The 14,078-nt window shown below is 63.0% G+C and carries 15 protein-coding genes; 3 read left to right on the top strand and 12 right to left on the bottom strand.

Annotation, left to right across the window (positions count from 1 at the left end):
• Positions 1–117: 117 nt before the first annotated feature.
• From AC4HIX_RS15360 to AC4HIX_RS15345, 4 genes are all read right to left on the bottom strand, one after another.
• Positions 118–756 carry a 50S ribosomal protein L25/general stress protein Ctc gene (locus tag AC4HIX_RS15360; RefSeq protein WP_490399599.1) on the bottom strand — a complete coding sequence of 213 codons (639 nt, stop codon included), beginning with the start codon at positions 754–756 and terminating at the stop codon, positions 118–120.
• 124 nt (positions 757–880) lie between these two features.
• Positions 881–2,047, bottom strand: a complete 1,167-nt coding sequence (locus AC4HIX_RS15355; RefSeq protein ID WP_490399598.1) for an alpha-hydroxy acid oxidase — start codon at positions 2,045–2,047, stop codon at positions 881–883.
• A 179-nt stretch (positions 2,048–2,226) separates the two neighbouring features.
• Positions 2,227–3,018: a tryptophan synthase subunit alpha gene (gene trpA / locus AC4HIX_RS15350; RefSeq protein WP_490399597.1), complete on the bottom strand. Its 792-nt coding sequence runs from the start codon at positions 3,016–3,018 to the stop codon at positions 2,227–2,229.
• An 81-nt stretch (positions 3,019–3,099) separates the two neighbouring features.
• The gene (locus tag AC4HIX_RS15345) at positions 3,100–3,597 is read right to left on the bottom strand and encodes an acyloxyacyl hydrolase (protein ID WP_490399596.1); all 498 of its coding nucleotides are present in this window, start codon (positions 3,595–3,597) and stop codon (positions 3,100–3,102) included.
• 206 nt (positions 3,598–3,803) lie between these two features.
• On the opposite strand from AC4HIX_RS15345, the gene ychF reads away from it, so the two are divergent.
• Both ychF and AC4HIX_RS15335 read left to right on the top strand, forming a co-directional pair.
• On the top strand, positions 3,804–4,901 hold the full coding sequence (ychF, locus tag AC4HIX_RS15340) for a redox-regulated ATPase YchF (protein WP_490399595.1): 1,098 nt from the start codon (positions 3,804–3,806) through the stop codon (positions 4,899–4,901).
• 210 nt (positions 4,902–5,111) lie between these two features.
• Positions 5,112–5,489 carry a DUF2237 family protein gene (locus AC4HIX_RS15335; protein WP_475047608.1) on the top strand — a complete coding sequence of 126 codons (378 nt, stop codon included), beginning with the start codon at positions 5,112–5,114 and terminating at the stop codon, positions 5,487–5,489.
• A gap of 74 nt (positions 5,490–5,563) precedes the next feature.
• On the opposite strand, the gene trpB is transcribed toward AC4HIX_RS15335, so the two are convergent.
• From trpB to AC4HIX_RS15295, 8 genes are all read right to left on the bottom strand, one after another.
• Positions 5,564–6,823 carry a tryptophan synthase subunit beta gene (gene trpB, locus AC4HIX_RS15330; RefSeq protein WP_490399594.1) on the bottom strand — a complete coding sequence of 420 codons (1,260 nt, stop codon included), beginning with the start codon at positions 6,821–6,823 and terminating at the stop codon, positions 5,564–5,566.
• A gap of 506 nt (positions 6,824–7,329) precedes the next feature.
• The gene (locus AC4HIX_RS15325; RefSeq protein ID WP_490399593.1) at positions 7,330–7,983 is read right to left on the bottom strand and encodes a phosphoribosylanthranilate isomerase; all 654 of its coding nucleotides are present in this window, start codon (positions 7,981–7,983) and stop codon (positions 7,330–7,332) included.
• A 7-nt stretch (positions 7,984–7,990) separates the two neighbouring features.
• Entirely contained in the window at positions 7,991–8,341 is a 351-nt protein-coding gene (locus AC4HIX_RS15320; RefSeq protein WP_490399592.1) for a lipopolysaccharide assembly protein LapA domain-containing protein, read from the bottom strand.
• Positions 8,341–8,625, bottom strand: a complete 285-nt coding sequence (ihfB, locus tag AC4HIX_RS15315; protein ID WP_008557618.1) for an integration host factor subunit beta — start codon at positions 8,623–8,625, stop codon at positions 8,341–8,343. The genes AC4HIX_RS15320 and ihfB overlap by 1 nt, the downstream gene beginning before the upstream one ends.
• Before the next feature lie 244 nt (positions 8,626–8,869).
• Positions 8,870–10,102 carry a class I SAM-dependent methyltransferase gene (locus AC4HIX_RS15310; RefSeq protein ID WP_490399591.1) on the bottom strand — a complete coding sequence of 411 codons (1,233 nt, stop codon included), beginning with the start codon at positions 10,100–10,102 and terminating at the stop codon, positions 8,870–8,872.
• Between the two features lie 166 nt (positions 10,103–10,268).
• Positions 10,269–11,948 carry a 30S ribosomal protein S1 gene (gene rpsA / locus AC4HIX_RS15305; protein WP_490399590.1) on the bottom strand — a complete coding sequence of 560 codons (1,680 nt, stop codon included), beginning with the start codon at positions 11,946–11,948 and terminating at the stop codon, positions 10,269–10,271.
• 289 nt (positions 11,949–12,237) lie between these two features.
• Positions 12,238–12,687, bottom strand: coding sequence for a hypothetical protein (locus AC4HIX_RS15300; RefSeq protein WP_490399589.1), 450 nt, complete (start codon positions 12,685–12,687; stop codon positions 12,238–12,240).
• A 236-nt stretch (positions 12,688–12,923) separates the two neighbouring features.
• Positions 12,924–13,565 (bottom strand): NAD(P)H-dependent oxidoreductase, encoded by a 642-nt coding sequence (locus tag AC4HIX_RS15295; RefSeq protein WP_490399588.1) that lies wholly within the window; start codon positions 13,563–13,565, stop codon positions 12,924–12,926.
• Between the two features lie 124 nt (positions 13,566–13,689).
• Here AC4HIX_RS15295 and AC4HIX_RS15290 point away from each other — a divergent pair, with 124 nt between their 5' ends.
• Positions 13,690–14,067, top strand: a complete 378-nt coding sequence (locus AC4HIX_RS15290) for a winged helix-turn-helix transcriptional regulator (protein WP_490399587.1) — start codon at positions 13,690–13,692, stop codon at positions 14,065–14,067.
• Positions 14,068–14,078: the final 11 nt, after the last annotated feature.

Raw genomic sequence — 14,078 nt, 5'->3', positions numbered from 1 at the left:
CGGAACTGGGGCAGCGGCGCCAGGGAAAGTCAATCGCTTGCGCAATGCGCGCCGCACAAAAGAAAACGGGCCCCCGGATGGGAGCCCGCAAAACCGTTGCCCGGATGGGCGCGGTTCTTATTGTTCGACTTCGGTCGCTTCGACTTCTGCGCCTTCTTCGCCTTCTTCCTCATCGGAGGATGCCAGGCCGGCCGGAGCCGCGATGTTGGCGATCACGAAGTCGCGGTCGATGGTCGGCTTGGAACCTGCGGGCAGGTCGACCGAAGAGATGGTGACCACGTCGCCGATGTTCAGGCCTTCCAGGTCCACCACGATCTTCTCGGGGATCTCGCCGGCGGTCACTTTCAGTTCGACTTCCGGACGCACGACGGTCAGAACGCCGCCCTTCTTGATGCCGGGTGCCTTGTCCTCGTTGATGAACTCAACGTGGATGAACAGGTTGATCTTCGAGGTGCGGCGCAGGCGCATCAGGTCGAAGTGGGTCGGCAGGTCCTTGACCACGTCGCGCTGAACGTCGCGGCAGATCACGCGCACGTCTTCTTGGCCTTCCACTTTCAGGTTCCACAGGGTGGACTTGAACTGGCCGGCTTTCAGCTTTTTCAGCAGCTCGTTGAACGGGATCTGGACTGCCAGCGGCTCTGCGTCGCCACCGTATACCACACCCGGAACCATGCCTGCGCGGCGCGCAGCGCGAGCGGCGCCCTTGCCTGTCCCCGCACGTTCCTGGGCTACGAGATCAGGAATCTCTTTTGCCATCTTAATTCTCCATATGTCTAACCGGGGTGCCTCCAAGGCTGTCACCCCGCGTGAAGCCGTGCCTATAGACCGGTTGCAGCGGTTTGGGAAGGGGCAAAGCCCCCTGCCCGGTGCCTCCGGCGCACTATTCCTGCCAGCGGCCGCCGAAATCCTCGGGGATCAGCAGATTATGGCGCCCCAGCCCCTCGACGGAGCGTTCGCCGCACAGCGCCATTGTGGTGTCCAGCTCCTTGCGAATCACCTCCAGCGCTGCCGTCACACCCTTTTGCCCCATCGCGCCCAGGCCATAGACAAAGGCCCGCCCGATCATGGTGCCCTTGGCGCCCAGCGCCAGCGCCTTCAGCACGTCCTGGCCGGAGCGGATGCCGCTGTCCAGATGCACCTCGACGTCATTGCCCACCGCATCCATGATCTCCGGCAGCATCCGGATCGAGCTGAGCGCCCCGTCCAGCTGCCGCCCGCCGTGGTTGGAAACCACGATGGCATCGGCGCCCAGCTTGGCCGCCATGCGTGCATCCTCGGCGTCCAGGATCCCCTTGAGGATCACCTTGCCGCCCCACATCTCCATCAGCTTTTCGACCTTGCCCCAGTCCAGCGCCGGGTCGAACTGCTCCGCCGTCCAGACGCCCAGCTGCGAGGTGTCGGAAACCCCCTGCACGTGGCCGACGATATTGCCGAAGTTGCGCCGCTTGGCGCCCAGCATCTCGATACCCCAGGCCCATTTGGTCATCAGGTTGGCAATGGTTTTGGGCGTCAGCTTCGGCGGCGCGGACAGGCCGTTTTTCAGGTCCTTGTGGCGCTGGCCCAGGATCTGCAGATCCAGCGTGATCACCAGGGCGGAGCATTTGGCATCCTTGGCGCGCTGGATCAGGCGGCGAATATAGTCTTCGTCCTTCATCGTATAAAGCTGGAACCAGAACGGTTTGGAGGTCGCCTCCGCCACTTCCTCGATCGAGTTGATCGACATGGTGGACAGCGTGAACGGCACCCCGAATTCCTCAGCCGCCTTCGCCGCTTTGATTTCGCCGTCGGCGTGCTGCATCCCCGTCAGCCCCACCGGCGCCAGCGCCACCGGCATGGCCACGTCCTGACCGATCATCCGGCTGGCGGTGGTCCGCCCGGTCATGTCCACGGCCACCCGCTGGCGCAGGCGGATCTTCTCGAAATCGGAAGTGTTCTCGCGGAAGGTCTGCTCGGTCCAGCTGCCGCTTTCGGCATAGTCAAAGAACATCCGCGGCACACGGCGTTCATAGATGCGCTTGAGGTCGTTGATATTGGTGATCACCGGCACCGGACAGTCTCCCGCTTTCGTTTGGTAAAGTTTTCTTACCAATCCAGCCCGACAAAAGCAACGCTGCCTTTGCCGCACCCCTTGAGACGCAAAAACCGCACCCGAAGGCGCGGTTTTTTGAAGTTCGTTTTGGTCTATTCAAAATGGTTCCGCCCGGCGTGCATTCCAGGTCCGGACGCTTAGCCCTTATGGGCGCCGTCCGCGAGGGACTTCACAAACGCCAGCACCTCATCCGGCGACTTGCCCGAACCGATCTGGCTGACGATGGCGCTGCCGACCACCGCGCCATCAGCGACCGAGGCGATGTTCTGTGCCTTCTCCGGCGTGTTGATACCGAAGCCCACGATGACCGGCAGATCGGTGGCCGCCTTGATACGCGCGACCTCGGGGCCGACGTCGCCTGCCTCGGCCTCAGCGGCGCCGGTGATGCCGGTGATCGACACGTAATAAACAAAACCGGAGGTGTTCTGCAGCACCTTGGGCAGGCGCTTGTCATCGGTGGTCGGGGTCGCCAGACGGATGAAGTTCAGCCCCGCCTTCTGCGCCGGAATGCACAGCTCTTCGTCCTCTTCCGGCGGCAGGTCCACCACGATCAGACCGTCGATGCCCGCAGCCTTGGCGTCCTCCAGGAACGTCTCCACGCCGCGGTTATAGATCGGGTTGTAATACCCCATCAGCACGATCGGGGTGGTGTCGTCACCCTTGCGGAAGTCGGCGGCCAGCTGCAGCGTCTTTTCCAGCGTCATGCCGCCGTCCAGCGCCCGCTGCCCGGCCAGCTGAATGGTCGGCCCGTCGGCCATCGGATCAGTGAACGGCAGGCCCAGCTCAATGATGTCCACACCTGCGCCCGGCAGCCCCTTCACCACCTCCAGCGAGGTCTCGTAGTCCGGGTCGCCCGCCATCACATAGGTGACAAAGGCTTTCTTTCCGGCGGCGTTCAATTCGGCGAATTTGGCATCAATGCGGGTCATGGGCGGGCCTTGCTTTCAGGTTTCCGCCCCGGTGTGCCGAATGTTGCGCGGGAAATCAATCCCGCGCCGCACCGGCCCGGCTCAGCCGCCCAGCGGAATGTGCCAGCGCAGCGTCAGCGTGTTCACGCCCGGGTTCTCATCCGCGGTTGAGGCGTTGGACTTGTGGCTGAACGCCAGGGACACCGCCCTGCCGCTGTGGAACCGCTTGCCCACCGCCAGAAGGGTGCGGATTTCAAAGGCGGAGCCCAAGTCGTTTGCATCGGAGCTTTCGTGATAGGCGCCAGGCATTACGCTGGTCTCGATGAACCAGTCGTTGTTCAGACCGATAACTCCGCTGATGCCGACACCGGCAAACACATCGCCCGCCTCCTGCACCTCCAGCCCGGCGCCGAAGCGGGCCGACAGCCGCCCGCGCTCATAGAACGGTGCGTGCAGGTAATCCACTGCGAACACTGCGCTGTCTTCCGCCGCATCCCGGTGATAGTCGGAATACCCCAGCCCCAGCGTTACCTCCTGAGCAGCCGCAGGCAAGGCCATGGCAGCCGACAATGCTGCCGCCAGCAAAGCTGTCTGTTTCATTTCAAGCCCCTCGCAGAATTATTTATTTGGCATAAAGATATTTTTTTGCAGAGGTTTTCCAAGCCGCCTCACGAAAAAGCAATATGAGGCCCCCCTGTGCAACGCCGCACAGAAAGCGATTGTGGCGCTTTTGCCAGCCATACTTGCCTTGCGCGCACGCCCAATGCTGCCTAGAAGCAGCTCCCAAGTGGCATCAGGAGGCCGAAATGGGCTTTAAAATGGGAATCGTCGGCCTGCCCAACGTGGGCAAGTCGACGCTGTTCAACGCGCTGACCAAAACCGCCTCGGCGCAGGCGGCCAACTTTCCGTTCTGCACCATCGAACCCAACGTGGGTGAGGTTGCGGTGCCGGACGCACGGCTGGACAAGCTGGCGGAGATCGCCAAGTCGAAACAGATCATCCCGACCCGGATGACCTTTGTCGACATCGCAGGCCTGGTGAAGGGCGCCTCCAAGGGCGAGGGCCTGGGCAACCAGTTCCTGGCCAACATCCGTGAAACCGACGCAATTGCCCATGTGCTGCGCTGCTTTGAAGACGGCGACGTGACCCATGTGGACGGCCGCGTCGATCCGGTGGCCGACGCCGATGTGATCGAGACCGAGCTGATGCTCGCGGATCTCGAAAGCATCGAGAAGCGCCGCGCCAACCTGGTGCGCAAGCTGAAGGGCAACGACAAGGAAGCCCAGCAGCAGGACCGCCTGCTGGCGGCCGCGCAGGCAATGCTGGAAGACGGCAAGCCCGCCCGCCTGGTCGAGGTCGACGCCGAGGACGCCAAGGCCTGGAAGATGCTGCAGCTGCTGACCACCAAGCCGGTCCTGTACGTGTGCAACGTGGGCGAGTCGGAATCGGTCGAGGGCAACGAGCACTCCGCCAAGGTGGCTGAAATGGCCGCGGCGCAGGGCAATGCCCATGTGATCATCTCCGCCCAGATCGAAGAAGAGATCAGCCAGCTGGACCCCGAAGAGGCCCAGATGTTCCTGGAGGAAATGGGGCTGGAAGAGGCCGGCCTCGACCGTCTGATCCGCGCGGGCTACGACCTGCTGCACCTGGAGACCTACTTCACCGTCGGCCCCAAGGAGGCACGCGCCTGGACCATCCGCACCGGCACCGCGGCACCGCAGGCGGCGGGCGTCATCCACGGCGATTTCGAGAAGGGTTTCATCCGGGCCGAAACCATCGCCTATGACGACTTTATCGCCTGCAATGGCGAACAGGGCGCCAAGGAAGCCGGCAAGATGCGGGCCGAAGGCAAGAGCTACATCGTCAAGGACGGCGATGTGCTGCACTTCCTGTTCAACACCTGATCCCTGAACCGTTTTCAGGAGACTGCGGCCCGCCATACCCTTGGCGGGCCGCAGTTTTTTGCGGCGCCGGGATTGACCTGGGCACACGTTTGGCCATCCTGTCCGCGGCCCGCGCCGGAAATCCCGGGACGGGCGGCGCAATTGCTCTATTATTATGCCGGAACGCCGCCCCGGAATGCGGCCCCGACTTGCTGCGAGGACAGGCCTCCCATGGAAAAAGACGACGCCATCAATGTTCTGGGCGGCCCGCTGGCACCTTGTTCCACTGCGCCGGTGACCGGCTTTTTCCGCGACGGCCATTGCAACACCTGTGCCGAGGATCATGGCAGCCACACCGTCTGCGTGGTGACCACGGCTGAGTTCCTGGCCTTCAGCAAATACGTGGGCAACGACCTGTCCACCCCGCGGCCCGAGTTCGGCTTTGCGGGCCTCCAGCCCGGCGACCGCTGGTGCCTGTGCGCGGCACGCTTCCTGCAGGCCGCGGATGAGGGCTGCGCCCCCAGAGTGCACCTGGAAGCGACCCACATGCGGGCGCTGGAAATCGTACCGCTGAGCATCCTGCAAAGCTACGCCGCCGACCCGGCCTGAGCGCAGAAGTTCATGTTCCGCAAAGAAAAAGGCGCCCCGCAGGGCGCCTGATCTTTTTGCCTTGGCCGGATGGCTCACTCCTCGAAGGTGCGGCCTTCCTCGGTGTCGGACATGTCAAAGCCCAAGTGCTTGGCGACGGTGAACACGTCCTTGTCGCCGCGGCCGCACATGTTCATCACGATGATATGGTCCTTGGGCAGATCGGGGGCGATCTTCATCACATGGGCCAGCGCGTGGGAGGGCTCCAGCGCCGGGATGATACCCTCGGTGCGGCAGCTGACCTGGAAGGCCTCCAGCGCTTCCTTGTCGGTGATCGAGACATATTCGGCGCGGCCTGTGTCATGCAGCCACGAATGCTCGGGGCCGATGCCCGGGTAATCGAGACCGGCGGAGATCGAAAAGCCCTCCTGGATCTGGCCGTCATCGTCCTGCAGCAGATAGGTGCGGTTGCCATGCAGCACGCCTGGGCGGCCGCCGGTCAGCGACGCGCAGTGCTCCATCCGGTCGTCCACGCCCTTGCCGCCGGCCTCGACGCCGATGATCTTCACCGAAGGATCATCCAGGAACGGGTAGAACAGCCCCATCGCGTTGGAGCCGCCGCCGATCGCGGCAATAACGGTGTCCGGCAGGCGGCCTTCGCCTTCCTGCTCCTCCAGCTGCCAGCGGACTTCCTTGCCGATCACCGACTGGAAGTCGCGCACCATCGCCGGGTAGGGGTGCGGGCCCGCGACGGTGCCGATGCAGTAGAAGGTGTCGCGCACGTTGGTCACCCAGTCGCGCAGCGCGTCATTCATCGCGTCCTTGAGGGTGCCGCGGCCGGAAGTGACCGGGATCACTTCGGCGCCCAGCAGGCGCATCCGGAACACGTTGGGCGCCTGGCGTTTGACGTCATGCGCGCCCATGTAGACCACGCATTTCAGGCCGAACTTGGCGCAGACGGTGGCGGTGGCCACGCCGTGCTGGCCCGCGCCGGTCTCAGCGATGATCCGGGTCTTGCCCATGCGCCGCGCCAGCAGGATCTGGCCCAGCACGTTGTTTACCTTATGCGCGCCGGTGTGGTTCAGCTCGTCACGCTTCATGTAGACCTTGGCACCGCCCAGCTCTTCGGTCAGACGCTCCGCAAAATAGAGCGGGCTGGGGCGGCCGACATAGTGCTTCCACAGGCTGTCCATCTCGGCCCAGAAGGAGGGGTCGTCCTTGGCTTTGTTGTATTCTTCTTCCAGGCTCAGGATCAGCGGCATCAGGGTTTCGGACACGAAACGCCCGCCAAAGATACCGAAACGGCCATTTTCATCCGGACCGTTCATGAAGCTGTTGAAAAGATCGTCGGCCATAGGTGTTCCCTCACTTTCGCAGCGCCCGCCATGACTATAGCGCGGCAGCGCCTTGGTAAAGAGGACTCTGCTCAAGCAGGTCTGCCCGGCTGGGGCTGCCGCCCTGCCGGTTCGTTTGCTCATTCTGTCATGCTGCCGGCCCTAAAGGTCAGGCGGAGAAGGATGGCGGCGCCGCCACGAAGGCGGAGGCGGGCGGGCGTATCCGCCCGCGTGCTAAACGTTGTCTCTGCACGTCCCCTGCCAAGGGGCCCTGTTCCAAGGTGCCAGGGGTGTCAGGCCCGGCGGTGACCGCGATCAGGGGCCACTATGGCAGACCCGGCTTAATACAGGATGAGAGCAGCGTTCGTCGGAGCCGCAACACTCAAGCCGAGCGGTTGAGGGCCGCTGTTGCGCAATGAGTATTTTTTGGAAAGATGAAGCCATTGGCCAATACCCCTTCATCTTTCTCCAAATACTCAAAATCCGCCGACTGCCCCGCGGAACAGCGGGGCGGCGGCGCGAGGAAGTCAGCCGCGGGCGGCGTGTGCGGCCCGGGTGAAGCTTTCGATCAGCGCGGCGTCCTTTTGGCCCGGCGCGCCTTCAACGCCGGAGGAGACATCCACCTGCCGAGCGCCGGTCATGCGGATCGCCTCGGCCACGTTGTCCGGAGTCAGGCCGCCGGCCAGCATCCAGGGTTTCTGCCAGTATTTGCGCCCCGCCAGCAGGCGCCAGTCAAAGGCGAGGCCGTTGCCGCCGGGCAGTTCCGCCTCCTTGGGCGGTTTGGCGTCGATCAGCAGCTGGTCCGCCACCTGCTCATACTCAGCAATCTGCGGCAGATCCGCGGCATCGGCGATACCGACAGCTTTCATCACCGGCAAGCCGTAGCGGCTGCGCACCTCGGCCACGCGTTGCGGGCTTTCCTTGCCGTGCAGCTGGAGCATGTCGAGCGGTACGGCGCTGGTGATAGCATCCAGCTCCGCGTCGGTGGCATTCACGGTAAGGGCCACCTTGCAGAGGCCGACGGGCGCTTCGACGGCCAGCGCGGCGGCCTGTTCGATGCTGACGTTGCGGGGCGACTTCGGGAAGAAGACGAACCCCGCGTAGGCTGCGCCTGCCGCTGCAACGGCGGCCACATCCTGCGGGGTGCTGAGCCCGCAGATCTTGACCCGGATGTCCGTCATGACCGGCTCAGCTTGCGTCTTCGAGAAGCGCCAGGACTTCGTCCTTGCCTTCGTGTTTCTGCTTTTTCAGCCGCTTCACTTCGCGGTTAAGCTTGCGCGCCTCGCGGGCCTTTTCGGCCGCTTCGCGGCGGTGCTTGTGCTCGCGGATCCATTCCCACAGGAAGCCCAGCACCAGACCGGCGCCGACCCCGCCCAGAACCACCGCAAACAGCGGCAGCGAGATGCCCGGATTAAAACCGAACAGCTCACCCAGCGCCTCGGGCATCAGTTTGAGCTCAACAAAACTGCGGTTTGCAAGGCTCACGGACACCAGCACGATGGCCAGCGCCCCCAGAACCGCGTAGCGAATGTAACGCATCAGGCTTTCCCGTTCAGGCGGTCCCTCAAGAGCTTACCCGTCTTGAAGAACGGCACATGTTTTTCCTCGACATGGACGGTTTCACCGGTGCGGGGATTGCGGCCGACCCGCGAGTCCCGCTTCTTGACCGAAAAAGCGCCAAAGCCGCGCAGTTCGACCCGGTCGCCCCGGGCCATCGCGTTGGTCACTTCCTCAAACACCGTGTTCACGATCCTCTCCACATCCCGCTGATACAGGTGCGGGTTTTCGTCTGCAATCTTCTGAATCAACTCAGAGCGGATCATGATCTGTCTTCCTCCCAGGCTGCCATAATGTTTTGGCTATTATTCTGAGAGTATAGGAAAAATTCCCGCGTGGGGGAACAAAATGCCGCATGCAGGGCGGGAAATCCGGCAAGAGTTCACCCGCTTTGCAGGCTGCCGGGGCCGGATCAGGCGCCGCCGCGCGGCGCTGCGCCGCGGCATCCGTGGTCCGGATGCCGCAGCAGCTCCAGTTGATTCGGGTCCCGCAGCCTGCCGGACGGCAGCCTTAGTGACAGGGATGGACTTGGTTTCCGGCCGCCTTGGCGTTCGCCGGGGTCCAGGCCGGATTTGCTGAGCGGGCATCGCCGCTGACATCCCGCTGAGAGGAACTGACATTCCAAGCCGGGTTCAACCACACGGTGGCGGAATTGGCGTCACCGGCGCGGGAGAGTGTGCCGTGCACGGAGACGCTCAGGTTTGCCGCGTCATGCTGTGCCGTGATTGTCAGCCGGTCCCCTGCTGCTGCGGTTTCGGGACGGTCCAGCAGGTAAGCCGTGCGTCCCCAGTGCCCGCCGGCGTCCAATCTGTTTGCCACCAGAATGCCAGGCGCCAGCTGCATCTCGAAACTGACAAAAACCGCGTGAATAGTGCCGTCGCTGGTACAGGTCAGATCCCTGGCGATGCGCCCCGGGTTGATGGTCGGCCTGGTGAAATCGAAGTGAAACAGGTCTGCCGCCGGCCCCAGGGCGCGCAGCCCGCAGGCCGCAAAATCGTTAGGGGTCAATTGCGCGACCCGCGCAAAACGGTGAAAGGCGCTCAGGTCGAAGCCTTCCGCCTTTTGCGGGCGCCACAGGTCCAGCAGGCCGCCGCTTTCGACGGGCTGCGCCAGCAGCGTCCCCCGTTCCGGAATTGCGCGCGCGCCCGGCTTGGCCAGTTCGGACATGGCATGGGTCAGTGTCGCGAGCGCGCCCTCGCCAAGCAGAACGGTATCGACGATTTCCGAGATCACGACATCGGCCGGTTCCGGCATGTCCTCGCCCACGGCAACCTCGTGCGACCATTTCGGGATCACGGTGATCCGGTCGCTCAGACCGTTGTCCGCGATGACTTGGGTCGCGGCCTGCGCAATCAGCGGCTGCTGTTCGCAGGTGTAGACATGTTTCGCACCGGCGCGGGCCGCCAGCATCGCGGTCAGACCAGCTCCGCAGCCGATGTCCAGAACCACGTCCCCCGGCCTTACCTTGGCCGCGATGGCCTTAGCATAGGCTTGGTTGCGGGCGGTGTCCGCCAGCATCGGAAAATGCCAGCGGGGGACAAACGTCTGATGCAGCCGCTCCTGCAGAACCTGGGCTTCGTGGTGGTGCGGATCTGCTGCCAAAGCTTCCGCGAGGATCTGAGAGGTCCGCAGACCGCCGTCGTTCAGAGGTTCGGATTTCGCGCGCCAGACGAGTTTTTCTGCCACTTCGGCGCCATGATGAGAGTTTGCGTGCGCCGGATTAGCCGAGTGTCCTTTAGTCAACTTTTAGTCTTCCTGATTTGAAGAAAATGCGATTGTTTTGACTATCCATCAGGCGTCTCTAACAAATGGTGAAGGCGAAGCAGGGACTGCAGGTCAAATACCGCAAAAGAAAAAGCCCCGCAGTTGCCTGCGGGGCTTTGTGTTGTCTGCCGTGAGGCCGGGGAGATTAGTCGCCCGACTTCAGTGCGGCGCCCAGGATGTCGCCCAGCGATGCGCCGGAGTCCGAGGAGCCATACTGTTCCACTGCTTCTTTCTCTTCCGCGATCTCGCGCGCCTTGATGGACAGGCCCAGGCGGCGGGTCTTGGAGTCGACGTTGGTGACGCGCACATCGACCTTGTCGCCAACCGAGAAACGCTCGGGGCGCTGGTCGGCACGGTCGCGGGCCAGGTCGGAGCGGCGGATGAAGGACTTCATGCCTTCGTATTCCACTTCGATGCCGCCGTCTTCGATGGCGGTCACTTCGACGGTGATCACGGAGCCGCGCTTCACGCCGCCCACGGCTTCGGCGAACTTGTCGCCGCCCAGGGCTTTGATCGACAGCGAGATACGCTCTTTGTCGACGTCCACTTCGGAGACAACGGCCTGAACCACGTCGCCTTTGCGGTAGTTCTGGATCGCGTCTTCACCGCGCTCGTCCCAGGACAGGTCGGACAGGTGAACCATGCCGTCGATGTCGCCGTCGAGGCCAATGAACAGACCGAATTCGGTGATGTTCTTGACTTCGCCTTCGACCTGGGTGCCTTCCGGGTGAGTCTCGGCAAAGACTTCCCACGGGTTGCGCATGGTCTGCTTGAGGCCCAGGGACACGCGGCGCTTGGCACCGTCGATTTCCAGAACCATGACGTCGACTTCCTGGGAAGTGGAGACGATTTTGCCCGGGTGGACGTTTTTCTTGGTCCAGGACATCTCGGAGACGTGGACCAGACCTTCGACGCCCGGCTCCAGCTCAACAAATGCACCGTAATCGGTGATGTTGGTGACGCGGCCCTTGTGAACGGAGTTCAGCGGGTACTTGGCGCCAACCAGATCCCACGGATCTTCCTGCAGCTGCTTCATGCCCAGGGAGATGCGGTGGGTCTCTTTGTTGATCTTGATGACCTGAACCTTGACGGTTTCGCCGATCGACAGGATCTCGGAGGGGTGGTTCACACGGCGCCATGCCATGTCGGTGACGTGCAGCAGGCCGTCAACGCCGCCCAGGTCAACAAACGCACCGTATTCGGTGATGTTCTTAACGACACCGTCCACTGCCTGGCCTTCGGACAGGTTGCCGATGACTTCGGCGCGCTGCTCGGCGCGGGACTCTTCGAGGATCGCGCGGCGGGAGACAACGATGTTGCCGCGGCGGCGGTCCATCTTCAGGATCTGGAACGGCTGCTTCAGACCCATCAGCGGGCCAGCGTCGCGCACGGGGCGCACGTCAACCTGCGAGCCGGGCAGGAACGCAACAGCGCCGCCCAGGTCGACGGTGAATCCGCCCTTGACGCGGCCGAAGATCGCGCCTTCGACGCGCTGATCGTCTGCGTATGCTTTTTCCAGGCGGTCCCAGGCTTCTTCACGGCGGGCCATCTCGCGGGAGATGACGGCTTCGCCACGGGCGTTTTCTGCCGAGCGCAGGAAGACTTCCACTTCGTCGCCGACTGCGATTTCAGCGGCTTCGCCGGGGTTTGCGAATTCTTTCAGATCAACGCGGCCTTCCATCTTGTAGCCGACGTCGATGATGGCCTGGCCGGCTTCGATTGCCAGCACTTTGCCTTTGACAACCGAACCTTCGTCCGGGGTGTCCATTTCGAAGCTTTCGTTCAGGAGGGCTTCGAATTCCTCCATCGATGCGTTTTGAGCCATGAGGTCTCAGGTTTCCTTTACTAACGGTTTTCTGGCCGGGCGGTTGTCTCCGCCGGTCTTGGTTAGCCCTACAGAACGTGGCCCGGAACACATCTGATCAAACAAACACAAAGGGCCGAGGTATTCCCCAGCCCTGCTCAGATATGCCACCCGGACGTTGACCGCCCTTGTATTGACAGCGCGCGTATAGGCGGATTCCCGGGGTTGCGCAAGGGAAAAGCCCTGCTGGGCAAGGCGGAGACGGCTTTTGGCAGCCCCCCTGCCCCGCCTTTCGCCTGCCGGGGCCGCTTCAGGCCTGATCCCGGCGCTGGTATTCCTGCTCCAGCAGAACTACGCCCGTCATCAAATAGTCAACCGTCGAGCCCTCTCCCCGCAGGGGGAGCAGGATCTCGGTGGAGCTGCGGTATTCCGGCAGCGGGCCGACATAGGGCAGCGAGACCAGCAGCGGCCGGGGATTGGCGGCCGCTTCGGCAAAGCAGGTCCAGATCATGGACCCGGGCCCGAAGCCCGGACGTTCAGACAGGCGGGTGCCGGCGACCTTGGTGCTAAGCGTGTTGATGATCTTGCTCCGCACATAGAGCGCCTTGAAATCAGACGGCTCCCCGGTCCCGGTCCGCTCGATTTCGAAGACCGCCAGGATATTGGTCGCCGTGCTGATATACGGCAGGCTCAGTTCGGCGAGCCGCGGGAAAGCGCCCGCCTCCGAGGCGTTCTGCCAAAGCTGAAGAACGGGTTTCAAAGCGGGATCCAGGTCACTCGCAGAAAAATCAGCGGTAAACATGGATACTGGCACCCCTCGCAAAGTCTTAACTGACAGCACCAGACCCGACGGACCTGCGCCGAGGCCGAAAAGAGTGCCTGCCGGCCAGTATAATGCAGATGAAATGCATGAATAGTCTCCCCAGACAAATTTTACCTGCGGAGAAACCGGCGGCAGGCGCGGCAAAAACCGCCTGCCGCCGGGGATCAGCCCTCTCAGGCGATTTCGGTCACGATGGTGTCGCGCGACTTGCGGACCTTTTTCATCGGCAGCAGCCAGTCGCCTTCCTCCTGGCGGTAGCCCAGCGGCAGCAGCACCACCGAGCGCAGGCCCTTGTCCCGCAGGCCCAGGATTTCATCGACCTTCGCGGGGTCGAAACCTTCCATCGGGGTGCTGTCCACTTCCAGCTCGGCGGCGGCGGCCAGCGCAAAGCCCAGCGCGATATAGGCCTGACGGGCGGCGTGGTCGTGGTTGGTGCGTTCCTCGCGCGGCAAATAGGTCGCCTTGAGGTTCTCGTAATACTGGTTCAGCATCGGGATCTCGCCGCGCTCTTCGGTCATCTGGCGGGTCACCGAGTCGATACGGTCTTCGGAGTAGTTGTCCCAGGCGGCAAAGACCAGCAGGTGCGAGCCATCGGTGATCTGGGCCTGATCCCAGGCGTGCGGTTGGATCTGCGCGCGGATTTCCGGATTGGTGATGACGAAGACCTCAAACGGCTGGGTGCCCGAGGAGGTCGGCGCCATGCGGATCGCCTCAAGGATCTGCTCCACCTTCTCCTGCGGGACCGCTTTGGCGGGGTCCATCTTCTTGGTGGCATAACGCCAGTTCAGCTTCTCGATCAGGGTGCTCTTGCTCATCTCATTGGTCCTTTCACGGCCGGTTGCCAGGGGTGGTATAGATTTGTGACTGGCTATATAAGCGGTACCGGATGGGGCACAAGAAGGCACATTTCTGAGCCCCGGTTACACGGAGGGAACCACCATGGCAGAAGGGCAATGCCCGGAATGCGGCCGTATCAACGAGGTGCTGTCGCGGGTCGGCGACCGCTGGAGCGTGCTGATCGTGATCTCGCTGGCGCAATACGGTGTGCTGCGGTTCAATGAGCTGAAGCGGCATCTGGGGATTTCCCAGCGGATGCTGAGCCTGACGCTGCGAGAGCTGGAGCGGGACGGGCTGGTGAAGCGCACCTATTATCCGACGATCCCGCCCAAGGTGGAATATGCGCTGACGCCGCTGGGCGAGTCGTTCCGCGAACCGGTCTGGGCCATGGGGCTGTGGGCGCTGGAGCATCTGCCCGCGATTGATGCGGCGCGGGCAGACTATGATGCCGCGGCGGAGGCGGAGAAAAAGACTGCCTGATGCAGAGGGCC

It is taken from the genome of Leisingera sp. (assembly GCF_982940295.1).
Note: the sequence above shows the minus strand (reverse complement) of the source record. Positions and strands in the feature narration are given on the sequence as shown.